The 23,263-nt window shown below is 68.8% G+C and carries 27 protein-coding genes and 2 pseudogenes; 14 read left to right on the forward strand and 15 right to left on the reverse strand.

Going from position 1 to position 23,263, the window contains the following annotated elements:
* Both NQU55_RS25530 and NQU55_RS25535 read left to right on the forward strand, forming a co-directional pair.
* Positions 1-360, forward strand: coding sequence for a hypothetical protein (locus tag NQU55_RS25530; RefSeq protein WP_256791215.1), 360 nt, complete (start codon positions 1-3; stop codon positions 358-360).
* Positions 361-939: 579 nt separating this feature from the next.
* A complete protein-coding gene (locus tag NQU55_RS25535) occupies positions 940-1,083 on the forward strand; it encodes a hypothetical protein (protein ID WP_256791216.1) in 144 nt (47 codons plus the stop codon).
* Here the strand turns inward: NQU55_RS25535 and NQU55_RS25540 are convergent.
* Positions 1,040-1,896, reverse strand: a protein-coding gene (locus NQU55_RS25540) for an IS5 family transposase (RefSeq protein WP_256791217.1) whose coding sequence is annotated in 2 segments (ribosomal slippage) — positions 1,040-1,548 and positions 1,548-1,896 — 858 coding nt in all. Because the reading frame shifts where the segments join, the coding sequence is not laid out codon by codon here. The genes NQU55_RS25535 and NQU55_RS25540 overlap by 44 nt on opposite strands.
* 62 nt (positions 1,897-1,958) lie before the next feature.
* Between NQU55_RS25540 and NQU55_RS25545 the strand changes: the two genes are divergently transcribed.
* Entirely contained in the window at positions 1,959-2,318 is a 360-nt protein-coding gene (locus NQU55_RS25545; protein WP_168096496.1) for a hypothetical protein, read from the forward strand.
* 40 nt (positions 2,319-2,358) lie between these two features.
* Here NQU55_RS25545 and NQU55_RS37180 read toward each other — a convergent pair whose 3' ends face one another.
* The 6 genes from NQU55_RS37180 to NQU55_RS36905 form a co-directional block, all read right to left on the reverse strand.
* Entirely contained in the window at positions 2,359-2,628 is a 270-nt protein-coding gene (locus NQU55_RS37180) for a Ku protein (RefSeq protein ID WP_168096495.1), read from the reverse strand.
* A 421-nt stretch (positions 2,629-3,049) separates the two neighbouring features.
* Positions 3,050-3,673: a hypothetical protein gene (locus tag NQU55_RS25550; RefSeq protein ID WP_168096494.1), complete on the reverse strand. Its 624-nt coding sequence runs from the start codon at positions 3,671-3,673 to the stop codon at positions 3,050-3,052.
* Between the two features lie 28 nt (positions 3,674-3,701).
* Positions 3,702-4,415, reverse strand: coding sequence for a hypothetical protein (locus NQU55_RS25555; protein ID WP_168096493.1), 714 nt, complete (start codon positions 4,413-4,415; stop codon positions 3,702-3,704).
* A 554-nt stretch (positions 4,416-4,969) separates the two neighbouring features.
* The gene (locus NQU55_RS25560; RefSeq protein ID WP_168096344.1) at positions 4,970-5,197 is read right to left on the reverse strand and encodes a hypothetical protein; all 228 of its coding nucleotides are present in this window, start codon (positions 5,195-5,197) and stop codon (positions 4,970-4,972) included.
* A 68-nt stretch (positions 5,198-5,265) separates the two neighbouring features.
* Positions 5,266-5,757, reverse strand: a complete 492-nt coding sequence (locus NQU55_RS25565; protein ID WP_168096345.1) for a hypothetical protein — start codon at positions 5,755-5,757, stop codon at positions 5,266-5,268.
* A 1,926-nt stretch (positions 5,758-7,683) separates the two neighbouring features.
* A complete protein-coding gene (locus NQU55_RS36905) occupies positions 7,684-8,673 on the reverse strand; it encodes an NAD(P)H-dependent oxidoreductase (RefSeq protein ID WP_168096346.1) in 990 nt (329 codons plus the stop codon).
* Between the two features lie 169 nt (positions 8,674-8,842).
* Here NQU55_RS36905 and sigJ point away from each other — a divergent pair, with 169 nt between their 5' ends.
* Together sigJ and NQU55_RS25585 are read left to right on the forward strand one after the other, a co-directional pair.
* Complete coding sequence (sigJ, locus tag NQU55_RS25580; protein ID WP_256791218.1) at positions 8,843-9,790, forward strand: RNA polymerase sigma factor SigJ; 948 nt, start codon at positions 8,843-8,845, stop codon at positions 9,788-9,790.
* Positions 9,791-10,396: 606 nt separating this feature from the next.
* Positions 10,397-10,930, forward strand: a complete 534-nt coding sequence (locus tag NQU55_RS25585; protein ID WP_256791219.1) for a putative immunity protein — start codon at positions 10,397-10,399, stop codon at positions 10,928-10,930.
* A gap of 298 nt (positions 10,931-11,228) precedes the next feature.
* On the opposite strand, the gene NQU55_RS25590 is transcribed toward NQU55_RS25585, so the two are convergent.
* The gene (locus NQU55_RS25590) at positions 11,229-11,645 is read right to left on the reverse strand and encodes a hypothetical protein (RefSeq protein ID WP_168095077.1); all 417 of its coding nucleotides are present in this window, start codon (positions 11,643-11,645) and stop codon (positions 11,229-11,231) included.
* Positions 11,646-11,700: 55 nt separating this feature from the next.
* Positions 11,701-11,976 (reverse strand): hypothetical protein, encoded by a 276-nt coding sequence (locus NQU55_RS25595; RefSeq protein WP_168095076.1) that lies wholly within the window; start codon positions 11,974-11,976, stop codon positions 11,701-11,703.
* Between the two features lie 70 nt (positions 11,977-12,046).
* On the opposite strand from NQU55_RS25595, the gene NQU55_RS25600 reads away from it, so the two are divergent.
* The 7 genes and pseudogenes from NQU55_RS25600 to NQU55_RS25630 form a co-directional block, all read left to right on the forward strand.
* Entirely contained in the window at positions 12,047-12,631 is a 585-nt protein-coding gene (locus NQU55_RS25600; protein ID WP_168095075.1) for a hypothetical protein, read from the forward strand.
* Entirely contained in the window at positions 12,631-12,897 is a 267-nt protein-coding gene (locus NQU55_RS25605) for a hypothetical protein (RefSeq protein WP_168095074.1), read from the forward strand. Before NQU55_RS25600 ends, NQU55_RS25605 begins: the two co-directional genes overlap by 1 nt.
* Before the next feature lie 46 nt (positions 12,898-12,943).
* Positions 12,944-13,228 carry a hypothetical protein gene (locus NQU55_RS25610; RefSeq protein ID WP_206329822.1) on the forward strand — a complete coding sequence of 95 codons (285 nt, stop codon included), beginning with the start codon at positions 12,944-12,946 and terminating at the stop codon, positions 13,226-13,228.
* Positions 13,229-13,467: 239 nt separating this feature from the next.
* Positions 13,468-13,830, forward strand: a complete 363-nt coding sequence (locus NQU55_RS25615) for a MarR family winged helix-turn-helix transcriptional regulator (protein ID WP_168095073.1) — start codon at positions 13,468-13,470, stop codon at positions 13,828-13,830.
* Between the two features lie 26 nt (positions 13,831-13,856).
* Positions 13,857-15,257 (forward strand): MFS transporter, encoded by a 1,401-nt coding sequence (locus NQU55_RS25620; RefSeq protein ID WP_168095072.1) that lies wholly within the window; start codon positions 13,857-13,859, stop codon positions 15,255-15,257.
* A 43-nt stretch (positions 15,258-15,300) separates the two neighbouring features.
* A complete protein-coding gene (locus tag NQU55_RS25625) occupies positions 15,301-15,594 on the forward strand; it encodes a DUF1330 domain-containing protein (protein WP_168095071.1) in 294 nt (97 codons plus the stop codon).
* 30 nt (positions 15,595-15,624) lie between these two features.
* Positions 15,625-15,851 (forward strand): annotated as a pseudogene (locus tag NQU55_RS25630) (transcriptional regulator); the annotation flags it as partial.
* 642 nt (positions 15,852-16,493) lie between these two features.
* Here NQU55_RS25630 and NQU55_RS25635 read toward each other — a convergent pair.
* From NQU55_RS25635 to NQU55_RS25645, 3 genes are all read right to left on the reverse strand, one after another.
* On the reverse strand, positions 16,494-16,970 hold the full coding sequence (locus NQU55_RS25635; protein ID WP_168095070.1) for an NUDIX domain-containing protein: 477 nt from the start codon (positions 16,968-16,970) through the stop codon (positions 16,494-16,496).
* Positions 16,971-17,128: 158 nt separating this feature from the next.
* Complete coding sequence (locus NQU55_RS25640) at positions 17,129-17,419, reverse strand: NUDIX hydrolase (RefSeq protein ID WP_168095069.1); 291 nt, start codon at positions 17,417-17,419, stop codon at positions 17,129-17,131.
* A 118-nt stretch (positions 17,420-17,537) separates the two neighbouring features.
* The gene (locus NQU55_RS25645) at positions 17,538-18,413 is read right to left on the reverse strand and encodes a glycosyltransferase family 2 protein (protein WP_256791221.1); all 876 of its coding nucleotides are present in this window, start codon (positions 18,411-18,413) and stop codon (positions 17,538-17,540) included.
* Positions 18,414-19,129: 716 nt separating this feature from the next.
* Here NQU55_RS25645 and NQU55_RS25650 point away from each other — a divergent pair.
* A complete protein-coding gene (locus tag NQU55_RS25650; protein WP_240977099.1) occupies positions 19,130-19,534 on the forward strand; it encodes a hypothetical protein in 405 nt (134 codons plus the stop codon).
* A gap of 138 nt (positions 19,535-19,672) precedes the next feature.
* On the opposite strand, the gene NQU55_RS25655 is transcribed toward NQU55_RS25650, so the two are convergent.
* Complete coding sequence (locus NQU55_RS25655) at positions 19,673-20,200, reverse strand: hypothetical protein (RefSeq protein ID WP_168096508.1); 528 nt, start codon at positions 20,198-20,200, stop codon at positions 19,673-19,675.
* Positions 20,201-20,525: 325 nt separating this feature from the next.
* Between NQU55_RS25655 and NQU55_RS25660 the strand changes: the two are divergent.
* Positions 20,526-21,746: pseudogene (locus tag NQU55_RS25660) on the forward strand (IS701 family transposase).
* Between the two features lie 111 nt (positions 21,747-21,857).
* On the opposite strand, the gene NQU55_RS25665 reads toward NQU55_RS25660, so the two are convergent.
* Together NQU55_RS25665 and NQU55_RS25670 are read right to left on the reverse strand one after the other, a co-directional pair.
* Positions 21,858-22,931, reverse strand: coding sequence for a M14 family metallopeptidase (locus tag NQU55_RS25665; RefSeq protein ID WP_168096507.1), 1,074 nt, complete (start codon positions 22,929-22,931; stop codon positions 21,858-21,860).
* A gap of 10 nt (positions 22,932-22,941) precedes the next feature.
* The gene (locus tag NQU55_RS25670) at positions 22,942-23,256 is read right to left on the reverse strand and encodes a hypothetical protein (protein WP_256791223.1); all 315 of its coding nucleotides are present in this window, start codon (positions 23,254-23,256) and stop codon (positions 22,942-22,944) included.
* Between the last annotated feature and the right edge of the window lie 7 nt (positions 23,257-23,263).

Genomic DNA, 23,263 nt, shown 5'->3' on the forward strand with positions numbered 1-23,263 from the left:
ATGGGAACTTACATATCAGTCAGAGGATGGCTGGAGTGCGACGACAAGCAGCTTGCCGCCATCCAGGAGATCATCTCGGCCCACGAAGACGATCACTACTCAAACGGGTGGAGCACACCCCGTCGACACATCAACTGGACCCACTACCTCTTCTACGGCGCCGACGTCCGCGAATCAGCCCTGGACTGGTTCACTGACCAGATCACAGAGATCGCCCAAATTCCTGACACCGACGGATACCTCGTCCGCGGACTGTTCCTCGCCACCCATGAAGTCACCGGGACCATGGAATGGCAGATCCGCAACGGCCAGCTCTTCGCCTCCCCAGCCGGCACCAGCTACCAGTACCTGACCGAATAGCCTTGGTAGGCGGCAGGGAGGGCGTGGCCACCGCAGGCGGCGACAGCGCGGGGACCGCCGAGTACCCCGGGCTGCGCCAGACCCACCTGTACAGGACGAGTCGGCCATGTCCGTCCCACATCGGCAGGCTCACCAGGACCACCCGGACGTCCTCGCCGTCCTCCACGCTGTCCAGCCGCAGGCCCGGGGCTCCCGCCACGAAACAGTTCTTCCCCAGCGGGGACGCAGAAATCCCTCAGCGCCGACTCGTGCGTGACGTCCAGGACGGCCGACGCCCTGCTTCCCCGCCAATGCGAGTCCGTCGCCCTCTCCCGCTTTGACCGGGGCGCGCGTGAGGTCATTCCGCGCCACTCGTCGAACACCGCGGGGGAGTTCAGGTTGGCGACCAGGCCGGCGATAAGGTGCGCGTTGGGCGATCCGATCTGGGGGTCGACCTGATCGACCCCCTGGTGGCGGGTCATGTCTCCGTCAGCCGGGGCGAAAGGGCCAGCTACCTCGACCCCCAGGCCGGGGAGATCACCTACGCCGACCTCCCGGAGGTAGCCCCGCGGATACGTCGGCGCCATCAGGACAGCAGGCGTGCCCGAGGGCGCCCGCGGCCTCCTGGTCGCCGACGACTCCGTGGCGACCGTCGTCGCCGTCCTCGGCCTGTGGTGGCACGGCTGCGTCCCCGTGGTGATCAGCCCGATGTTCGCCGCGGCGCTGGCCGGGGCGAGGAGGTAGGCGCGGTCCATCTGCAGGACGTCGATCTCGGTGGCGTCGACGAAGAGGCGAGTTCGAGGAAACCCTGGTGGAGGTCGGCGCGTATCTCGTAGCGGATGCGCAGGCGTTTGAACTGGTGGAGCCAGGCGAAACTGCGCTCTACCACCCAACGGGCCTTGCCCAGTCCGGAGCCGTGTGGGGCACCTCGGCGGGCGATCTTCGGGGTGATCCCTCGGCTGCGAAGGAGCCGTCGGTACTTGCCGAAGTCGTACCCGCGGTCGGCAAACAGCTTCCTGGGCCGGTGTCGGGGCCGCCCGCGTCGGCCGAGGATGCGGGGAATGGCATCGAGCAGGGGCATAAGCTGAGTGACATCGTGTCGGTCCCCGCCGGTCAGCGACACCGCAAGCGGAGTGCCGCGTCGGTCGACGATCAAGTGGTGCTTGCTGCCCGGGCGGCCGCGATCGACCGGCGACGGCCCGGTGCGAAGCCCCCTTTGAGGGCGCGGACGTGCGAGCCATCGACGGCGCAGTCGTCCATTTCCAGCAGGCCAGCGCCCCGGAGCTCGGCAAGCAGGGCGGCGTGCAGCCGGGGCCAGACGGCGGCTTCGGTCCAGTCCCGCAGACGGCGCCAGGCCGTCACCCCGGAGCAGCCCACCACCTGACGTGGCACGTCACGCCAGGCCACTCCGGTGCGCAGCACGTAGAGGATGCCCGCCAGCGCGATGCGGTCCGGTGTCCGGCGCCGTCCCGCGTACCGGTGTCTCCGCGCTGGACAGGCCGGGAGTAGCGGAGCCACTCGCGTCCACAGGTCGTCAGGCACAAGATCATCTTTCACGCCTGGCAGAGTGCCAGAAGAACGCGTTTGAAGTGGGCGTTTCCGCCCGGCACACTCGTCCGATGAGCGAGAGCACACAGCCGAGCGGCTGGGACGGCCCCTGGTACCGAGTCCGCACAGAACAGTTCGAGGCAGCGTTCCTGCCAGACGCTGATGAAGACCTGGACGCTGTGAATGACATTGACGTCCAGGTACACCTGCGCGACGGCTCTCGGTGGAGCGCGACCATCTGCACGGTTGGCCACGTTCAGACGCTGATGGAACGGTGGGCGACGAGCGGGGAGGCCCTCGACGGGCGCTACTACTGGTGCTCGGACGGTCTCATCGTCCGCGATGCTGGCATCAGCAACATGGTCGAGGTGCTCGCGGGCCTGATCGACAACGGCGAGTTCACCCAGGTCCTGAATCGGCTTGATGACTGACACCGCCTGACAAGCCTCCCCAGCTCGCATTCTGAAACGATCAGTTACTCGGCAGAGGCAGCTCAGCCATACCCTCCTCGGTCAGGACCGCTTGCTTCCCACCCCGCTCAATCCCCCGAGCCACATGCTCATACGGCACGTCCTCACCACACACACTGCACTCCCGCCGACGGCGCACCCGCCCGCCGTCCGCGTCATGCACCTCGTGCAGCTCCAGGCCGTGCTCGCTGATCGCGGGCACCAACTGCACCGGCACGGACACCAGCCAGAACCCGATCGCACCCGACCACAACGCATGCCCTCTCGGCATGCCACCAGCCTGCGCAAGGCAACGACATCCCGCAGCTCGGTGCCCCCTCCGTGGACCGCTACAGCGTGGACTGAGGCGGGTGTGCCGGTGCCAGAGGGGTCCGGGTTTGCCTGGCTGCTGACGACGGTGAAGACGCCGGTGGTGGTGGCAGCTGGGCCGACGGAGGCGGCGCGGTCCAGGCTGTGGGCGCCCGCCTCCGCTACCTCGCCGGGGGCCTGCAGTACCGCCACATGGTCCGGGCCCTCGTCGGCACGGTGGCCTCCCGCGTAGCCGACGGCGACCCAGGGCCCCGGCCCGGTGCGGAGCGGCCCAGGCAGGGGACACGGCCGCGGATCACGGCGCATCCCGCATCCCACGGGCGGACTGCTCATCCCCTGCCGCCTGGGCGGTAGGCGTTGGTGAGTGCGGGCTAGAGCCGACTCTAGCCCGGGTCCTCGCCCGGGAGGCCGGTGGAGAAGGCGGGCCGGCCCTGCACTGGGTCGGCCGGCCGGAGGTCGTGTGCTGCTGCGGTCACGGCGCGCTCGACGATGGTGTAGGCGAGACCGGCGTCCATGCCGTCGGCTCCCAGCCCGGCCAGAGGGACGTGGACCTCCACCACGTCGCCGCGTGAGGTGCGCCCCACGGCGACGTCCGTGGTGCGGTGGCCGTCGGTCTCCACCCGGAGCAGTTCGATCGGTTCGGCGAGATACGCGTACCAGGCGTCGCTTCGCCGCCCGAGTTCGTCGAGGAGCCAGCCGTGGCCGGCGAGTGGTGAGGGTGCGGAGTCCGCCGGTTCCTCCTCGTCGGCGAGCCGGGCGGGGCCGGCCGTGGCGATCGACTCCAGGAGTGCGTCGCGGCCGGCCTCGGGGTCGGGCAGGAGGGTGACGGCGGGGGTGCCGGGCCATTGCACGGTTACCCGGGCGCGGCCGGAGGTGAAGTCGGCGCTCCGGACGCACAGGCCGAGCCCGGCACTCCCGCGCTGAACGGCGCCCAGGTCGACGAGCAACGGCGCCCACCACTCGGCCGCGGGCAGTGTGCGGGACGGCCGGACCGGGCGTCGGCTCATCGGGCAGACCCTCCTGGTGCGGGGCGGATCAGATGTTGACGGCGTTCTTGACCCAGTCGGGGCAACGCCCCTGCACGCCCTCGCAGTAGGCGGTGATGACGCCCTTGGGCAGCATCGGGACCTTGAAGCTGAAGTCTACTCCCGCACGGACGGGCTGGACCTTGTCGACCCGGCAAGTCCTGAAGATCCACCAGCCGCTGCACTTCACGTGCAGCACGTCGGTGAAGTAGTTCCAGGTGTCCGGATACCCGGCGAACTTCTGCTTCCCCGCCGCCCCCGGGCGCGGGTACTTCGTGGTGGCCTCGACGGCCTTCATGGTGAGGTTGTGCTTCTGTTCTATCTTGGCGAGCCCGAAGCCCTTGTCCCTGACGGGGTCGTAGTAGCCCTGCCGCATGTAGACGGTCCAGCCGTCACGGTCCTTCCACTGCCCCACCAGGGTGTCGGGGCCGCTGAGCTTCTTACTCTCCGCATTGCTCTCCGCTCCGGCGGTACGGGGTGCCTTCCCGGCGCCGAGCTGTTTCACTGCGGAATCCGCAATCCCGTGCTTCCGGCCGAGGTCGGCCAGCTGGAACGAGGAGTTCCGCGGAATTCCGGATCCGTTGTCGAAGACGGAGAACTCCACGTCTCCGGACGAGCCTTCAGTGGAGGGCGCCGCTGCCATTGCGGACGCCGGCGCCGCTGCGAACAGCCCGGCCGCGAGGCCGAGTGCCGCCGAGGCGACGGCGTACCGACGCGCATTCACCTTGTACATGATCCCCCTTGAGGTGCCTGCCGTGCACTTCCGTTGCTGCCGGACCCTCACGGTGTGATCCGGCCACCAGCAAGCTAGGTAGACCACGCGTGACGCGTCGACCCCTGTGGGAACGAATCGGCCAGCCGCAGCAGCCGTCGGCAGCAAAGGCCATTTGCAACAAGGGGGTTGTCCGCATCACAGCTCATGCGCTTGGGGTCGTACGCTGAGAGTAGGTTCCGTTTTCAGCAGACCAGGGCCTGCAATGTGACCGAAAGCTTTCGGACATGGCCGGACAGCGACCGTCTTCCGGTCCGCCCGGCACGAGCGCGTGCCGGGCGGACCAGGCCGGCCCGGGGGAAGGACACGTCAGGTAAGCTCCCCCACGGTCGTCGTGGCGCAGTTCTTGAGGGCGTCCCAGATGCCCTCGCCCAGGGACTCGAAGAGCTTCTCCGGGTTGTTCTGCAGCCAGGAGACGCTGTCGTCCTACTTGCCGATCGAGAACTGCTGTTCGAGGTGGAACCCGACCAGGTGCACGTCCAGCAGGTAGGCGTCGCAGCTGGCCGTCAGGCACAGGCTGACGCCGTGCCCGTCGACGGTGAGGTCGAAGCCGCCCTGCGCGTGGATGCCGACCAGGGGTCGAGGTCGAGGTGGGCCGTGTTGTCCGTGCCGTGGACGGTGAAGACGGTGGCTGAGGACTGGGGGTCGCGCTGGATGGCGAGTGCCTGATGGACTGCGTCCGCGTGGCCGTGGGCGTCCAGGTCGATTTCCCAGACGACGGTGAAGTTGGGCATGGCGGTGCCTTTCGCTGCCCAGGGTGAGGTGCGCCAGCCGGGGGGCCGGGGTCAGCCGCTCCGAGAGGTTATGCGGTCAGGACGAGGCGTGCGGCGTCGAGGCTGCGGTCGTTGACGCACAGGTATCCGTTACCGCCGGAGGGGTCCAGATCGTCGAGCCAGCGGTCCTCGTCGTGGCGGAGATGCTCCAACAGCACGTCTTCGTCTGCGGCCACGCGGGAGGTGACCTCGACCTGGGCGGTGAAGACGTACTCGACTTCCTCAATGACCGTGAGCTCCACGGCGACGCTCACCTCGGTGTCGTCTTCCGGATCGGGGGCAGGGGCGAGGTCGGGGCGGCGGACGGGGATGAAGGTGCCGGGCTCCAGCACGGTGGAGCCGTCGCCGGAGGTGTCGAGGAGCAGGGCGGTCCAGCCGGGATCGGTGTGCGGCTGGGCGTCGCGGACGACGGCGAGCGCTGCGCCGCCGAGGACGGAGATCTGGTCGCCGGGCTTGACGCCCTCTGCCCGGATGCAGGTCTCGCCGGGGAAGTGATCGTCGGGACGGTGTGCGCAGGGCATGATGCAGCCTCCTTCGGGAGGGGTGATGGCTACGGGGGGCGCCTCTCCCGGCTGCGCCGGTGGATCCGCTGTCGGCGGACAGGAACTGGTTGACGGTGCGCTGCCAGTAGCCGGGCGGGGCCTCGCTGGCCCGGGTCGGGTACGAGAAGCCGGTGGCGCCGACCATGGAGCCGTCCTCGCAAAAAATGGCCTGGGCGCCGGGGAACAGGCGGGGGTCTCGCAGTCAGCGTCGTAGCCGACCAGGCGCGCGAAGGTGTGCGGCTCCTGGCCGAACCAGATCACGTCGCCCCTGGGCATAGTCGGCGGGGCGGACGAGCAGGGTCTCGCCGGGGCGCACCGTGCTGTAGAGGCGGGCACCGAGGTCCAGTCAGACGGCGACCAGCGTCTCGTGCAGGGCCACGAACGTCTCGTGGTCCATGCCCTGGGCCGCCTCGCTGTCGTGGGTGGGGCCGGTGATTTCGGCGGTCCCCCGGATGTCGGGGTTCTCGAATCTAGCGCTCGGCCAGGGCCGTGGCGATGGCGTTGTGCTGCTCGGGCCTGGCGGGCTGGTAGTGGAGCTCGATGTCGTCGGTGAGGCAGAGGGTGACGTACGCCCCGTGTAGAGCCCGAGATTGGCGTCGGCGTCGTCGAACCGTGCGCTGATCTGGCCGTCGGGGTTGAGCGAGCTGAATCAGCCGAGTTCGGCCACGGGGAACTCCCTTGGTCGCGTGCGTGCTTTCGGTTGCCGGGGGCTTTGCCACAAGCCCTGCCGGCATCTGCTACGCGCAACGGCACGCCGACGCCGGTGTTCCCGTGGACGTCCTCAAGGAGCTGATGGACCACCGGCTGATCTCCACTCCCCAGGGCTACTACCGGGTCGGGGTCGAACGGCGCCGCGAGGCCGTCGACCGGGTCACTCCCTGCAATTCGACCGCCACGGCAACCGGGACTGGCGCCCACAGAGACTGCTGGACTCCGAACACGTCCGCCGCGCGATCGGCAAAGTCGCCACCGCCTACGGCGTCTGCCGCGAACCCTCCAACGTCGCCGCCGGCGGCCACGCCTGCCCCCTGCGGTTCCGCTGCCTGGGCTGCGAGCACTACTCCACCGACGTCTCCTACCTCCCCGACCTCCAAGCCCACCTCGACGACCTCCTGCGCAGCCGCGAACGCCTGATGTCCGCGTTCGAAGCCGACGACTGGGCCCGAGACAAGCCAAGCCCTCGGACGAGGAGATCCGCCGCGTCCGCCGGCTCATCGACCGTGTCCGGGCCGACCTTGACGACCTCGCCCCCGAAGAGCGCACTCAGAGCAGGCCGTCGCGGTGGTCCGCCGCAGCCGCACCGTCATGCTCGGCATGCCCCGCGTCCACCAGCCCCGGCCCGATGTCCGACCCCCGAGGACTCCCCAGTCGTGACCACCACCATGAACGACGGCCGCCACGTCGACACCGACCGCCGCCGCGAACGCGTCACGGCCGCCATCACCGCCGCGGCCCGGGACCAAACGCCGCTGACGGCCTCCGCGATCGCCCGGACTGCAGGCGTCGACCGAGCGTTTCTCCGCCTGGACCGCGGTCACGCTTCCGACCCGCCGACTGATCTGCACGACGCCACTTGTCTAACGGCCTCAGGTCGCCCTGCGCCGTCTGCGGCAGCGGCTGGCGGCGGGCGGCGGGCGGCTGTGCAGGACGGCGTCGGCGGGCGGGAGTGTCTGGAGTGCGGAGTCCGTTGGTTGGTGGGGCTGGATCAGCGGTCGACGGCTGTTTTCTGCTCGCCGCGGTGCAAAGCCCGGGCCTGGCAGAGGCGGAAGGACCGCTCAGTAAACGGTCGCAGTAACCGCATCGTGAACGGCCAGCGATGGGGCCGCTCAAGGCTCGCGTACAGACCCCACCAGAGCCGCGCACCTGCGCCGCCCCGCCGGGCGGGGCGGCGCCAAGCCGTTGACGTCACGGTTCGAGGTCGGTGATCCCCTTGCCGCCCAGGGTGTCCAGCGGCACGGAGATTTGGTCGTGCGTGATCAGCCATTCGCCGTCGATCTTCCGGAAGCAGAAGGTGACCCGGACCCACATGCCGCCCGCCGCCGTCCCGTCGGGCAGCGTGCTGCTGAGGCGACCGAAGCCGTGTGTGAACGCCACCTCTTCGCCCACCGTGGGCATCAGGTCGCGCACCTCGTAGGTCACCTCCTGGCAGAACGTGAACACGTTCGCCCAGTTCTTGAGTTTCGCGTCGATCCCCAGATGCTGGAGCGGCGGATCGATGTCGAAGGACACGACGTCCGTCGAGTAGTGCTGCCTCAGACCCTCGAGATCCTTGGCCTGGATCGCGTCGATGATCCCGTCGATGTGGCGGAGGATCACGGCTTCGTCTGTCTCACGCTGTGTGGGGGTGGCTGTCCGCCCTGCCGTGCTCTGGGCGATGACGTGGTCCAGCAGTGTGTCGAGGGCGCTGACGTGGTGGGCGCCCGGCTTGAGTGTCGCGTTGTCCTCGAAGTCGGTGTGCAGGGACAGCGAAACCTGCGGGGTCACTGCACCCATCTGGAGAAGCTCACACAGTGCCCGCAGTTGCCGGGCCGCATGGACACCGCCCGCAGCGCCGTAGGAGACGAACCCAACGGCCTTGTGGGTCCACTCTGCGTACAGGTAGTCGATCGCGTTCTTGAGCACGCCGGGGATGGAGGCGTTGTACTCGGGGGTGACCATGATGAATCCGTCGCAGCGGGCGATGGTGTCAGCCCATGTCCGGGTGTGCTCGTGCTGGTACCGCCCAGCGAGCGCCGGCAGCGGCTCGTCCAGATGCGGCAGCGGGTGGTCGAGCAGGTCGATCACCTCGAATGCGGCGTCACCGCGGCGGGCCGCCCGCTCGTGGACCCACCGGGCGACCTGGTCGCCCTTGCGGCCGGGGCGGGTGCTGCCGATGAGTATTCCGATCCTGGTCATCGCTGTCTCCTGAAGTGTCCTACCCGGTTTCTCCGGGCCGGTGGCGTCTCTGAGCGGTACGACGACACGACCCCGCGGAACGTCAGGGAGAGTCGAGAACCTGACAATCGGATGTGTTGTCTCGTCGGACTACCGAAGGACGATCCGAGACCAGGGAGCCACCGGAACCATGACTGATCACGCGAAGTCACGGCACGACGAGTCCGACGCAGGCTTGGACGCGGTCATCAGCGAGCGGCGGCGGCTGATCGGTCTCGCCTACCGGCTCCTCGGTTCCCTCTCCGAGGCCGAGGACGTGGTCCAAGAGACCTACACCCGCTGGTACGCCATGTCCCGCGAGCAGCAGGACGCCATCGAGTCCCCCGGCGCCTGGCTGACGACGGTGGCCACCCGCGTGTGCCTGGACCTCCTCGGCTCGGCGCGGGTCCGGCGCGAGCGTTACACGGGCGAATGGATACCGGAGCCGCTGCCCGAGCGGACCGACTGGATCAGCGGGCGCCCAGGCACCGCCGCGACCGATCCGGCGGACCCGGCCGACCGGGTCACACTCGACGAGTCGGTGAGCATGGCGTTCCTCGTCGCCCTCGAATCCATGACCCCGGCGCAGCGCGTCGCGCTCATCCTGCACGATGTCTTCGGCTACCCGTTCGCCGAGATCGCCGGGATCACCGGCCGCACCCCGGCGGCATGCCGCGAACTGGCCTCCTCCGCCCGGCGCCGCGCCCGCGCCTCCCAGCCTCCAGCGGCCACGACAACCCATCAGGCGGCCCTCGTCAGGGACTTCAAGCAGGCCTGGGACACGCAGGACATCAACGCCCTCGTCAGACTCCTCGCCCCCGGCGCAACGTTCACGGCGGACGGCGGCGGCGTGGTCGCCGCCGCGCTCCACCCGATTGAGGGCGGCGAAGGGATCGCGCGCTACCTCACCGACCTCGCCGTCCGGGCGTCCGGCGGCCTGACGGTCCTGGAACGCACGGTCAACGGCCGGGCCGGTCTGGTGATCGAGCACGAAGGCGTCACCGTGGCGGTATACGCGTTCGACGTCGCGCAGGACCGGATCACGCACATCTGGGCAGTGCGCAACCCCGATAAACTCCGCCCGTGGACGGCGGGCTGACCGGCTGGACTTCGACAGCGCGGCAACCTCAAGAGTTCCCACACAATCACTCAGCACCGAAGCCAGCAACAGATGAAGCCCTTGCCCTTGTTGGCTTTCGACGGTCGGTGCTGCTGAGGATCCTCGGGTGGAGCGAGGAGCGGCGGCGAGGACGGTGTGCTGGGCAGGGCATGGGCGGAATCGAGGGAGCCGACGCCGCGGGCGGTGCGGCGGGTGGAGCAGGGTACGGAAGCGGCTTCTCCACCGTTGCCGAACTCTCGACGGGGCCTGCCGCGGCGGTAGGGCGGGCTGCCGGTGGTGGACTGTCCTGAAGGCTGAACGGCGTGGTCATTACCGCAGGCGCTGGCGTGTTCCCCAGGTCCGTGCCGCCGTCGCTTGTGTGCCGGCCTTCTTCCCGTACGGGAGGTTTCGGGCGCGTCGGCCGAGGAGGGCGGGGCGTGGTGACGGCGGGCGGCCGGTTGCCGTGTCCGTGGTCCAGTAGGCGAGTTGCCGGTGGCGTCACGACGTGACCGGGGACAGGCTTGTGGACACCGGCGGCAGACGGTGATCGAGATGAGCGCGCGGGGGGGCTCCGCGCCGATTGGCGACCTGCGGCAGGATTGAGCCGTGCCAACTGAGTCAGACAAGATTGAGCTGAGCGAACCCGAACTTCGTGAGATCGCGGGCTACGCGGCTGATTGTGCGCGCAGGACGCTGTCGATCTTCGAGCAGAGTCATCCGGCTGACACGCGCCCTCGCGACGCCATCGAGGCCGCATACGCTTTCGCTGGGGGCGGCCGACGCACGGCCGCTCTGCGGCAGAGCGCGTGGGCGGCGTTCAGAGCGGCACGAGAAGCCACTTCACCCGCCGCGGTTGACGCAGCACGAGCGGCAAGCCATGCGGCCGGCGCTGCCTACCTGCATCCCCTGGCAAACGCACATCAGGTGAAACACATTCTCGGTGCGGCTGCACATGCGGCACGAGCAGAAGAGTTGAAATCCGGAGAAGACCCGTGTGCCGACGCGGACACCCTGGAATGGGCGCGTCATCACGCACCGGCAGCGGTCACCGCGGTGCTCAGCCGTCTGCCCGTCGCACCACCGGGAGGCGGCCGCGTGGGAGAGCTCATTCGCGATCTCGACGCCGCTCTCCGCGCCTGAGGGTGATCAGACACCAGAGGCCCGCAGGGGGATCCGTCAGCGGGCCTCATCGACGGTCAACGGCCGCCGCACCGAAACGGTCAGCTTAGCTTCCATACCGGCCCGCACCCCCACTTCCGCGTGACTACGGCATCCCAGCGGACCGCTACTTCCCTCGAAACGAACTGCATCCAATCCGTTTTACGGCGGTAGAACGGATCGCCCCCTGCTGCTCACGCCCGGCGGGCGGACATCATTCCAGGGACGGAGCCCCCTGGCCTCGGGTACCCGTCTATGCGATCATGCCCAGCACCGGCACTCAGATGCGGGCGTGCAGGGTCATGAAGGACCGTCGCTCAATGAAGCGGTCGAAGGCCGGCTGTACCTCGCTGCCCACGAGGTCAACGCCACACATGTACAGCTCCGGACGGTTGGACAAGAGTTCGAAGCCCCTCACAGCATCCTCGAAACAGCACACCACTCCCGGCTCGGATGCCGAATCGATCAACAGCACATGATCGTGCAAGGCCATGGGCGTCTGCCGCGCCCACTCCACCGCCGCATCATCCGAAACGCCCTCCAGCACCAGCGAGCGGTGCGGGATCCCCCGCCAGTCGATGCCCGATCCCGCCCACGACAGCGTGCAAAGGTACGCATCAAACTCGGCCGAGAGAGCCACAGACCCCGCGCTCGCGCCATGCTCGTCAAGCCAAGAAGAAATCTCGTCCATACGCATGCACATAGGCTAGAACAACGGCTCTCCCAGGGCTTTTCGGGCGATCATGCGGCGATCACAGTCCGGGGACAACGGCCAGCCGAAGGCGATCGAGGCCGTTGAAGTCCTCTGCTTGCACCACGACAGCTGATGCTTCGGAGCGAAGGGTGAAACACGGGCCAGAGTCGATGAGCTGCTTCAGGTCTTTGAGAGCGCCGTGGTCGAGAGTAGGCGCGATCACGGCTTCCCACACGCCTGTGTCGGCAGTGGCCGTCACCCTGACCGGGATTTGGGCCAGACAGGTTGCTTGGTTGGCCCACCACTCCAGATGCGCCGTCTCGTAATGATCCATCCCTCGAGCGTAGACGCTGGCACTTCGCGTGGGGGCGGGGTGATCTCACGGACGCCGATTGGGAACGCAAGTGGCTCCCTCCGGCCTGAACCGCAGCACCGAGACTGGAGGCCTGCCCTTCGATCACGCTGTCCACGGTCAGCGCTCCGCGGCGGACACCGGCTCGCTGAACACCGAGACGATCGGCCAGCGGATCGAGGACTTCATCAACTGGGCCAACGGCGAGGCCGCCCGCCTGGATCTGCCCGCGCACACCATCCCACCGGATGCTCACAGCGCCATCGGCGCGATCTGCTTTCGCCGCACGCTGACCTGGCACATCGCCCGGCGTCCCGGCGGGCTCATCGCGCTCGCCATCCGGTACGGCCACCTGCGCACTGCGATCAGCGGCAACTACGCCTCCCGCAGCCGCGACGGCATCCACGACCTCCTCGACGTGGAGACCGCGCTGGCCACCGTCAACACCATCACCCGCCTGAGCGACAGCCTCGACGCCGGCGCCGGAATTTCCGGGCCCGCGGCCCGGCGCGCCCTGCACGCCGCCACGCAGGCCCGCCGTTTCCAGTGCGCCACGATCACCGCCCGCACCGCCCGCGATGTCCTTCAGAACCCGAACCTGGCGCGGCCGTCTACGACAATCCCCACACCCTGCTGATGTGCGTCTACAAACCGGGCAAGGCGCTCTGCCGACGCGGCATGACCGGCAACGCCCCCACGCGGGATGACTGTGTCAGCACCTGCACCAACATCGCCCGCACCGATCACCCGGCCGCCCGACTCCGCAACCGAGCCGACACTCTGGCGACCAAAGCCGGTCTCGTACCCGGCCCGCTCGCCCAGCGGCTGCAGCGCAGTGCCGCCACCCTGCGCGCCGCCGCCGAACACCACGACGGCACCCGCCTCACGACCGACGGCAGCTGACCAGTGCCTCCCAGCCCTTGACGAACGCGACCGCATCCAAGCCGCCATGGACCGCATCCTGGCCGGAACGGCCCAGCACTCGAACGGAGCGTTGACGATCGTCGCGCTCGCAGCCGAGGCCGACGTACCCCGCAACGCGCTGACCCGACGTCACCTGTACCTGAAGAACGCGTTCTACGCCAAGGTCAAGGAGCGGGGGCAGCCCACCTACGCCGAGGCCCGACTGCGCAAGCAGGTCGGCAAGCTCAAGACGCTGTGGCGCAAAGGCCAAGCAGAACTGGCCGCGCTTCGCTGCGCCGTCGAGGCACTGGTGCGCGTGGGGACCAACTAACCGCGGAGAACCGGTGGTTGCGCCGGCAACTGACGGCCGCCGAGCTGCCCGGATCCAGCGGGCCGGCCTGCTCAAGGGGCGCGTCGGCCGCGTCAGTCGACCATTTCCATAAACTACTAATATAAAAATGCTATGCTTCGACCATGAGTCGTCAAGACACCGCTCCTGGCGCGTCCGCCGCCATCGGGGCAGCCCTCTACGGCCTGGCCACAAGGGCCGTGAGACGCCTTCCCCGCGACATGAGCCTGACGTCCGCCGCCACCTTGGCCACCCTGGACAAGACCGGCCCGCGACGGATCACCGATCTAGCGGTGGCCGAGGGCGTCACCCAGCCCGCGATGACCGTTCTGGTCCGGGTGATGGAGGAATCCGGGCTGGTCGAGCGGAAGGGCGATCCGTCCGACAAGCGGGTCACGCTGGTGTGCCTGACCGAGGCCGGCGCGTCGTACGTCCGGACGCGACGCCAGGCGGGTGTCGACGCGTACGCGCGGTTGATCGACGAACTCGCCGATGGCGAGGTCGAGGCCTTGGCAGCAGCCCTTCCGGCGCTGCTGCATCTGGCGGAGCTCGAAAGCCACGCCCGAGAGGAGTCGGACCGGTGACCGCGGCCCCGGCTCATGATCAGCCCATGAGCACTGCCCTGATACGTTCCGACGCACGTCTCCTGGTCCCCGCCCTCATGTTCATCGCCTTGGTCGTGGCGGCGGTCGCCAGCCTCGGGACGCCGCTCATCACCAGCGTGGCGACCACGTTCCACGTCTCCCTCGGCAGCGCGCAGTGGACGCTGACCATCGCCCTGCTCAGCGGCGCCGTCGCCACACCCGTCCTCGGTCGGCTCGGCGCCGGCAGGCACCGGCGGGCCACGATTCTCGCCACGCTGGCGATCGTCGTCGTCGGTAGCGCGCTCACCGTGCTGCCGCTGCCGTTCGCCTGGCTGCTCGCCGGCAGAGCGGCCCAAGGCATCGGACTCGGTCTCACGGCGCTGATGATGGGTGTAGCCCGCGACCATCTTCCCGAGGAGCGCAGCGCGGCCACGATCGCCCTGATCTCAGTGGTCTCCGTCATCGGAGTCGGCGTCGGCTACCCGCTGGCAGCGCTGCTCGCCGAGTTCGGCGGACCGCGGGCCGCCTACGGCCTCGGCCTGCTCGTCACCGCCATCGCCTTCGTGACCGCGTGGCGCTCCATGCCCGCAGCTCCCGAAGGCCGCTCCGCTCACGTGAACGTGGCCGGTGCGCTCGTCCTGGCGGGTGGACTGCTCCTCGTCCTGTTCCTGGCCGGTGAGAGGAGCCTGTGGAGCCGACACCTCGCCGTAGCGGTGATCCTTGCCGTCGCCGCCGCACTCCTGCTCTGCGTCTGGACCGTTTCCGAACTGCGAACCAAGACGCCCCTGGTCGACGTCCGGGCAGTACGGCACCCGGCGGTCGCCGGGGCGAACATCGCCATGTTCGCCGGCGGGATCGGCATGTACCTCCTGCTCACGCTCATCACCCGCTACGCGCAGACGCCGCACAGCGCCGGCTACGGCTTCGGGCTGACCACCTTCGTCGCCGGGCTGGTCCTCATCCCGTTCTCCGTGCTGGGGTTCGTCGCCGGCAAGCTCACGCCGCGGGTCCGGACGCGGATCACCGGCCCCCTGCTCCTGGCCGGCAGCGCCGCCATCGTCGGCGGTGGGTTCGTCCTGTTCGCCACCGCCCGGTCCAACCTGGCCGAACTGCTCGCCGCCATGGGCGTGCTCGGCTTCGGCGTCGGCGGCTTCTCGGCCGCGATGCCCGGCGTCATCCTGGCCGTCACCCCCAAGAGCGAGACGTCGAGCGCCATGAGCTTCAACTACGTCGTCCGCAGCGTCGGGTACTCCCTGGGCAGCGCCATCGGCGGCCTGATCCTCGCCGCGGGCACCGGCCCCAGCCACCTCTTCCCCGACGACAGCGCCTACACCACCGCGGCGCTGGTCGGCATCGGCGCCATGGCGATCACGACGCTGACAAGCCTCACGCTCGCCCGCCGACGCCCGTCCGATACCCACCCGTAAGTCAGATGGACTCATTCCAACACTTTCCAACACTGGAGGTTCCATGCCCAAGGGCTACTGGGTCAGCGTCTACCGCACCATTTCAGACCCTGAGAAGCTGGCTGCTTACAACGAGCTGGCCGGTCTTGCCGTCGGGCCCATGGGCGGTCGGACCCTCGTCCGTGGCGGCCGGGTCATGGCGTATGACGCCGGAACCGCCGAGCGCACCGTCCTGGTCGAGTTCGACAGCTTCGAGCAGGCCGTCGCGGCGCGCGAGAGTGCGGCCTACCAGGAGGCGCTCGTCGCACTCTCCGACGGCGTCGAGCGCGACTTCCGCATCCTCGAAGGCATCGACTGACCGAGGTCCAGTCGGATCTTCACTGAAGCCGCCCGCCTCCAAGAAGGCTCCTGCCCGGTGAGCGAGCCGGCCGAGGCGGTCGACATGGAGGCCTCGGCCTGCTCCCACCAGTCATCTACGCCCTGTACGACAACCACGCGGCCGAACTCCTCGACCAGGCCCTGTACCACGCCGAGCACCTGCGCATGGGGGTCCGGGACACCCCGGCCCTCACCGCGCAGGCCGCCACCGAACAGAGCCGGGCACGCTGCCTGTAGGGTCCGCGGCTTCGTTCGCACCGGTTCCTGCGGTATCGGCGGAATCCGGGGTTGGCGAGCAGTGGCGATGTTGGTGCGCAAACAGCAATTAGTGGTTCCTCCTCATCCGAGCCGGTGACGGCGAGTAAGGAATTCATGATCTTGGCGATCGCCGGTTTCACTAACCGGAGTTCACCGGCTATGTCCAGACTCTGCTGGTGTTTTCGGGGGCGGCCGGGATGTCGCGCCCGGAGAGAATCATGAACGTCGGCACGGGACACAGGCCGGCGAGCTCGGACGGCGGAGCCATGCCAGTGTCGGTCGTGGTGGGGTGGCTGCTGCAGCCGCGACAGTCACTGACGGGCGGCCCCAGTCGCACAGCGGACGGCTTGCGAGAGCGGATGCCGGCTCGCAATGGATGGGCCTCAATGTGCCCAAAGGTAGCTCCCGAACGTCCAAGCTCGGCCGGGCGTGCCACATCCTCGCTGCCCTAAATGTCCTCGAATCCTGACCACGGATCGGGATCGGCCCCTGGATCGTTCGGCGCGATGCTCTCCGAGTACGGAGCCTTCGGTCTTCTACAGGGCCTTCAGCACCCCGCCGGCCGAGGTGACGGACGGCACCTGCCGCGGTGCATCCTGCCCGTGCCCCCCTTGGCAGAGCTCAGGCGACGTCTCCCACGTAGACGCCGACGACGCCCCGCTTCTGGCCGTGAGCGATGAGCGCGGGCAGCCGGGACTCGAACCACACGGGCAGGAACCGCAGGCCGGTGAGTTTGTCCACCGGCACCCACGCCACGTCGACCTGCGGCCCGTCAGGCTTGGCGCCGCCGAGGACGTCCGGTTCGGCGATGATGTCGCACCAGAACGTCATCTCCACCCGGTGGCTGCCGCTTCGGGGAAACGGCCCGTCAGGGTGGTTGTCCGGGATGGTCTCGCGAACGAGCAGCATCTCCCTGGCCCGCACCCGTACGCCGGTCTCCTCCAGGACTTCGCGCTCCACGCACGCCGCCAAGGACTCACCGGGCTCCTGGCCACCCCCGGGCAGCCAGTATGTGTCCGGCTGCGGCCACTCCCCGCGCAGGAGCAGCACGCGCCCGTCGCGGACGACGAGCCCGTTGGCTGAGTTCCGGATCTTCATGCGCCTCACCTTCGCTCTCGGATTCGTCGCCCAGCATTCGCTACGCACCGCCTTGGTCACCAGGAGTTCGCATTTATCGCTGAACGAGAAAACCCCGCGGCAGGACGTTGAGCACACGTCCCGCGCGGGTGGCCACGGTCACGTGCGCCGACCACACTTCACGGCGCGTCGTACACCAGGTACTCGCTCTTGCCGGTCTTCCGGGCACGCAGCAGGGCTTCCAGCTGCCGCGCGCGCCGGGGCGACGCCTCGGTGGTCCAGCTGTCCCACTCCCGCGCGAGGTACCGGTCGTGCTCGTCCGGATCGAGCTCGATCTGCTCCAACTCCTCGGGGGTGATCGTGCTGCCGTCGAAGACGCGCACGAACCATCCGTGCGGCCAGTCCGGGCGCGGCCGCCAGACCTCGACCAGAAGGAGTTGAGCTTCGGCCGCGTACTCCGTGGCGGTCATCGGCATCAATCGTTTCCCTGTCGCCTTCTCCTTTCTCTCTTGCCTGTGACGGTGCGCCCGCGGCAGGTCGTACGTCAGGCCGCCGGCGGAGGTGATCGTGTCCACCTGAGCCGGAGGGTCAGAAGATCGGCGGTCGTCCCGCCCGGATGAGCCGGACGACTGTCCCCCAGCCCATCGGCGACCGGGGGCCGCAGTCCGTCTGCAGGCCTTCGCGGAAACCCGCGACCGAGTCGCGCCGGGCGTCCTTGTCACGGAAGCACCACAGGGCCACCAGCGCCCACGTGGCCAGGTTGACGGGGATCAGGACGCGGGGAAGGTTGCGGCGGGCGACCCACACCCTGTTGCGGGCGTTCATCCTGTAGAACACCGAGTGCCGGGCCGGGTTGGCCGCGGGGTGGTGAACGACCACGTCCGGCATGTAGAAGCCGGTGTACCCGTGGTCCCAGCATCTCCAAGCGAGGTCGATGCCCTCGTGGAAGAGGAAGAAGTGACCGGGCCACTCTCCGACGCGCTCGAACGCCTCACGGCGCATCAGCACGATGCCCTCGGCCATGACCGTCACGACGCCCGGCCGTGTGGCGTCGGCGCGCAGGCAGGGTACCCAGCGGCGCACGGTGACGCCCGTGTCCGGGTCGGCAATGCGGGGCTGTACGTACGCCAGGCCGGGGTCCTGCCCGAGCCGGGCGGCGAGCCGGGCGATGACGTCCCTCTCCGGCAGGATGGCGTCGTTGTCGAAGAACAGCAGCAGGTCACCCTTGACGTTCGCCGCGCCGACGTTACGGCCTTCGGGGATGCCGACGTTCTCCGGCAGCGCGACCGTACGGACCTCGGGCGGCACGAGCTCGGGTTCGCACCCGTTGCCGACCACCACTACGTCCAGGTTCACGCCTTCCTGAGCCAGGACCGAGGCCATGGCCTTCGGGAACTCGATCGGGCGGTCGTTCATGGTCAGCACGACGACGCCAATCGTCGGGACTGGTGCTCCAGTGGTCACGGTGACTTCCTCAAGCAGGTTCCTGTCCGCGGCAGGGTACACATCACACCGCCGGTGAAGGTGATCGCGTTCACCCCAGCGTCTCCTAGACACCGACCGGCCGCTGCCTGTTGGACACCGGCACTCGGATGTTGCCTGTGGCCTTGCCGGTCCCGTCCCGGCGCATCGCGGTCATGCGCAGTTCGGCCAGATGCGGACCGAGGGCCACGTCCAGCTCCTCGGCCGGGTGAACCAGACCGTCCGAGTAGACCTCGGCGGCTCAGACCGGCAGCCCGCCCGGGGGTAGGCCGGGTTGATGCCGATCGAACTCCTCCGCGATCCGAAGTCCGCCGCCGAGGCTGTGCGACGTGGGCTCCTCCACCGCGACGACGCCGAGCGGTGCGTCGCCGAGCGGACGCACCTGACAGCCCTCACCGAGAACCCGTCGCTGCCGCCGACCTCGTGGAGCGGCTCGCCGCCGACCCCGACGAGGCCGTACGGCTCGCGGTCTCCCTCAGGCCGGAACTGGACGACACACGGCGCGTGTCAATCGACGTCACGATCGAAGCCTTCGCCAAGGGGGGACGCGGAGTGGGTACAAGGACGGGCTCGCCGACCCCGAGGTGCTGCGACGGGCCGCGACCTCCGCCCACCCGCTGCTTCGGCGCGCCGTTGCCCAGAGCCCCCACTTGCCGCCCGACCTCCTGCACTTGCTCGCGCGCACCGAGGACCCGCTGGTGGAGGACCTCTTGGGCACCCACCACCCCGACATCCCAGAGGAAGTCCTCATGCGTGTCTACGCGCGGCCCGGTGGAACGTTCTCCGCCTGGATGGCGGAGACGCACCCCCGCTTCCTTCGCGAGGGTCTCGCCGCACGCTACGCGGACCACCCGGACGGCAACTACCGCCGGCTGGCCGTCCGGGGTCCGGCCGCCACACCCACACTGATCGAACGACTGAGCCATGACCCCACGGTCCGGACACGCCAGGCGGCAGTCGGCGGCCCACGTCTCGCGCTCCGCCGGCTCCGCGAGGCCCTTCAGGTCCCTGAACTGGCCGCCAGCGCCAGCGCCAGCGCCAACCCGGCACTCCCCGAGAACGAGATGGCCGCCATCCTGGACAGGGCCGACGTCTCCGCCTGACCACCGAGCAGAGCCGCCCAGCCCCTGCGCTACTCCCCTACGGCTCGTCCGGGCGGGCCCCGGTACGAAGGCCGTGATCGACCTTCTAGAGCGTGTCCGATGAATTGTCGGACACGCTCTGTGGTGCGACGTGCACGGCTACTGGAACGTGAGCGTGGTGGGCCCCTCCACGCTGGGCACGCCCGATCCCGCGCAGGCCAGTGGGCTTGGGTTGACCAGGGTGATCGTCTCAGTGGCCGTGTCGTTCTTGCCGTACCCGTCGGTGACCGATCCTGTCTTCACCACCTCGCTGGTGCTGGTCAGCCTCGTCACCACGACGCTGGTCCAGTGCACGGTGGACTTCTGGCCGTTGTTCCACTTGTACTCCACGGTGGACGGCGGGCCGAAGCCGAGGGACTGGCAGGACGAGGGGACGGTCACCTGGAGAGAGCCGCGGCCGGACGTGATGCCGACCGGGTCCGCGCAGGTGGACCATGTTTCGCGGACTTTCACCTCGGTGGTCGTGGTGGCGTTGGTCAGCGGCGGATTGAAGGTGGTCTTCTGCGTCCCCTGGCAGACCAGGTCTCCGACAGCGGCACGGGCTGTCGAGGGGGCAAGAAGAGCGCTGCTTGCGAGTGTGAGTGCGAGGGCGGTGCCGCATATCCGGGCGCGTGTGTCAGCGAACACGAGGCCTCCAGTGGCAGTTCGGGACCGTTGTGCACAGTGGAACCATTAGGGCAGGCCTACCAGCCACTTGGCCAGATTTATGCGGTGCCCAGCCGTGGAGCACTGGCGCGCAAGCAGAACCCGCCGCACCTCTACACATCCTCCAGCACGCCAATAAGCCAAGGAGTCGAACCCGACAACAGACCCATCGGGCACGGCCTAGTAGGGCTTGGTCAGGTTCGGTTGTCGATGGCGTGTCCTGATGATCGGTTCATCCGTTGATCGGTTGTGACGCCTGAGGAGATGGCTGCGGGTCCGGTGCGATCTGGAGGACTTCGCGGAGGAGATGTTCGAGCCGTTCGCGCGTCAGGATCAACGCCGGTGGGGCGGGGTTTACCTGAGGGGACTGCTGCTGGACGGGCAGCGCAAATCGGTCGAGCCGGTGGCAGCCCGGCTCGGCGAGGACGGCAACCGGCAGGCACTCGCGCACTTCGTCACCTCCAGCCCGTGAACCCGGCACACGTACGGGCCCGGCTCGCGTGGAGGATGGAACAGGCCATCAGGTCAACTGCGTTGATCATCGATGGCACCGGCTTCCTCAAGGACGGTGGACGCCTCAGCATGTGTGTCGCGGCAGTACACCGGCACGGCGGGGAAGGTCACCAACTGCCAGGCCGGCGTGTCCCTTCACCTGGCCTCCGATCACGCCTCGGCCGCCGTCGACTGGCGTCTGCTCCTCCCGGAGACCTGGGACCCGGCTTCCCCGAAGGCCGACCCGGTCAAAGTCGGCCGACGCACCCGGTGCGGCATTCCGGCCGACGTCGGCCATGTCGAGAAGTGGCAGCTGGCTCTGGACATGGTCGGTGAGACGCGGTCGTGGGGCGTCGATGTCCCGCTGGCTGTTGCCGACGGTGGATACGGGGACACCGCCGCCTTCCGCCTCGGCCTCGGCCTCGGCCTCGAGGAACGCGGACTGCACTACGTCGTGGGCATCTCCACCACCGTGACCGCCCACCCCGGCGATGCCGTGGCAGCCGTTCCGCCCTACGGCGGATACGGCCGTCCGCCGACAGCGCAGTACCCCAGCCCGGCCAGGAGCGTGAAGCAGCTGGTCATCGATGCCGGCCGGTCCGCGGCCAGGCCGGTGCAGTGGCGCGAGGGCTCCCGCCCAGGCACCGGCCGTAGCGGCCTGAAGCGCATGTACGGGCGGTTCGTCGCCTTGCGGGTCCGCCCCGCCGGACGGAAGATCCGCCAGGCCGCCCGGAGTGCGGAACTGCCCGCGTGCTGGCTGCTGGCCGAATGGCCCGCCGCCGAACCCGAGCCGGCCCAGTTCTGGCTTTCGAACCTCCCCGCCGACACCTCACTGACCACGCTGGTGCGGCTCGCGAAGCTCCGCTGGAGGATCGAACACGACTACCGAGAGATGAAACAAGTCCTGGGCCTGGCCCACTTCGAAGGCCGTACCTGGAACGGGTGGCACCATCACGTCACCCTCGTCTCCGCCGCCCACGCCTTCTGCACCCTACAACGCCTGGCCCGAGCCCCAAAAGAAACGGCGCCGGCCTGACCCTCTACCGGATCGTCCGCGAACTGCAGACCCTCCTCGCCACCTGGACCGGCGCCTGCCCCACCTGTCACCGCGACATACCCACACTCATACCGACCTGACCAAGCCCTACTAGGCGAGAGCGGTCAGGCAGAACTGCACGAGGCCGGCGTCGACATCGAGGACGATCTTCTTCATCTCCGCCCACGGCGGGTGGAAGGCCATTCCCCACTCGACGGTGAAGGCCAGGACCTTCTCCTCCTCCCGGCCCGAGAGGATGTGGCGTGCGTAGATGTAGTCGTCGCTGGTTCCGCAGGTCGGGTACAGGTCGAAGGCCGGTTGCGGGGTGTACTCCTTGCCTCGTACGCCCTTCAGGGCCTCGCAGAACCGCTCGGCGAGCACGGCCGAGTCGTCCGCGTCGCCTTCCTCGATGAACTCGGCGTAGAGCAAGCCGTCCTTCCGTCCGCGTTTGCCGTCGAAGAGGGGGTTGCGGAAGTTCTTGGCAGGGTCGACGGACTGGTTATGGTCGTCGCCCCACACGTAGAGCATCTTCTGGGTGTAGCTGTGGACGTCGACGAACCAGCGGGTACGGGTGAAGTGGTCGAGCAGCCGGCGCACGTTGCGGGTTTCCGGCTCCGAGAAGGGCTCGGGGCCCTGGTAGACCTGGTCGGGGTTGGCCGGGTCGTCCGAGACGCGGACCGGGGCGGCGGGGTGGAAGGCAGTCCGGTAGTCGAAGAGGTGGTCGTAGTTGCGGTTGAGGTCGACGCCGATCGCGGCCGGATTACCGCCGGACTGGGCCGGATTGCGGTTCCGTCGCCACATGGGGTCGACGGTCTGGCTGTAGTGCCGGCCGTCCGGGTTGACGAGCGGGAAGACGACGACGTCGAGCTCCTCCAGGACCGTGCGCACCTGCGTGGAGGTGAAGCTCGTGCCGCCGTACGCAAGGCCCGTGCCGCCGGCGTGTGCCTGCAGCAGGTCGGCGGCGAAGTTGACCAGGATCTCGCAGCTGCCCCATTCGCGGGCGTGTGCACCCCCGATCAGGACGACGGCGGGCTTCGGCTCCGGGGGGTGGGTGCTGATTCGCAGGGCGTGGCAGGTCCTGCCCTCGAAGGTCGGCTCGGGCAGCTCGATGAGGTCCGCCGTCGGGAACGCGGCGGCCAGGCTGGTCACGCCGGATTCGACTTCGGTGACATTCAGGTACGGCATGGCTTCCCTCCTAGCTGTCCCGCACCTTGAGGGCGAGTCCCTGCGGGACCTCGTCCTCGGGGGCGTACCGGTCTCCTTCGCCGACCTCGGCCTGGCGGGCGCGTCCGGTGGCGGTGGCGTCCTCGACGGTCACGGCCGACACGCCCTCGCGAGCCAGGGCTTCGCCCTGCTCGGGGGTCACGTAGGCGTCGAAGGTGAGGCTGCCGTCCTCGTTCTCAAGGATCCGGCCGCCGACATCGGGGCGGGAATCGCTCAGCAGGGCGCGCAGGGTGTCGGCGTCCTTGGCCGTGACGCGGACACGCAGGATGGTGTACTCGCTGGACATGACGGGC

It is taken from the genome of Streptomyces telluris (assembly GCF_024519335.1).
Classification (GTDB): domain Bacteria; phylum Actinomycetota; class Actinomycetes; order Streptomycetales; family Streptomycetaceae; genus Streptomyces; species Streptomyces telluris.

Coding starts and splice junctions, on each gene's coding strand:
- NQU55_RS25605 (WP_168095074.1), top strand. CDS start 12,631: ATGTGCGTCTACAAACCGGGCAAGGCGCTCTGCCGACGCGGCATGACC.
- NQU55_RS36905 (WP_168096346.1), bottom strand. CDS start 8,673: ATGACCAGGATCGGAATACTCATCGGCAGCACCCGCCCCGGCCGCAAG.
- NQU55_RS25620 (WP_168095072.1), top strand. CDS start 13,857: ATGAGCACTGCCCTGATACGTTCCGACGCACGTCTCCTGGTCCCCGCC.
- NQU55_RS25665 (WP_168096507.1), bottom strand. CDS start 22,931: ATGCCGTACCTGAATGTCACCGAAGTCGAATCCGGCGTGACCAGCCTG.
- NQU55_RS37180 (WP_168096495.1), bottom strand. CDS start 2,628: ATGCCGAGAGGGCATGCGTTGTGGTCGGGTGCGATCGGGTTCTGGCTG.
- NQU55_RS25595 (WP_168095076.1), bottom strand. CDS start 11,976: ATGGATCATTACGAGACGGCGCATCTGGAGTGGTGGGCCAACCAAGCA.
- NQU55_RS25610 (WP_206329822.1), top strand. CDS start 12,944: ATGGACCGCATCCTGGCCGGAACGGCCCAGCACTCGAACGGAGCGTTG.
- NQU55_RS25615 (WP_168095073.1), top strand. CDS start 13,468: ATGAGCCTGACGTCCGCCGCCACCTTGGCCACCCTGGACAAGACCGGC.
- NQU55_RS25625 (WP_168095071.1), top strand. CDS start 15,301: ATGCCCAAGGGCTACTGGGTCAGCGTCTACCGCACCATTTCAGACCCT.
- NQU55_RS25545 (WP_168096496.1), top strand. CDS start 1,959: ATGAGCGAGAGCACACAGCCGAGCGGCTGGGACGGCCCCTGGTACCGA.
- NQU55_RS25530 (WP_256791215.1), top strand. CDS start 1: ATGGGAACTTACATATCAGTCAGAGGATGGCTGGAGTGCGACGACAAG.
- NQU55_RS25565 (WP_168096345.1), bottom strand. CDS start 5,757: ATGCCCTGCGCACACCGTCCCGACGATCACTTCCCCGGCGAGACCTGC.
- NQU55_RS25635 (WP_168095070.1), bottom strand. CDS start 16,970: ATGAAGATCCGGAACTCAGCCAACGGGCTCGTCGTCCGCGACGGGCGC.
- NQU55_RS25670 (WP_256791223.1), bottom strand. CDS start 23,256: ATGTCCAGCGAGTACACCATCCTGCGTGTCCGCGTCACGGCCAAGGAC.
- NQU55_RS25550 (WP_168096494.1), bottom strand. CDS start 3,673: ATGAGCCGACGCCCGGTCCGGCCGTCCCGCACACTGCCCGCGGCCGAG.
- sigJ (WP_256791218.1), top strand. CDS start 8,843: ATGACTGATCACGCGAAGTCACGGCACGACGAGTCCGACGCAGGCTTG.
- NQU55_RS25560 (WP_168096344.1), bottom strand. CDS start 5,197: ATGCCCAACTTCACCGTCGTCTGGGAAATCGACCTGGACGCCCACGGC.
- NQU55_RS25640 (WP_168095069.1), bottom strand. CDS start 17,419: ATGACCGCCACGGAGTACGCGGCCGAAGCTCAACTCCTTCTGGTCGAG.
- NQU55_RS25590 (WP_168095077.1), bottom strand. CDS start 11,645: ATGCGTATGGACGAGATTTCTTCTTGGCTTGACGAGCATGGCGCGAGC.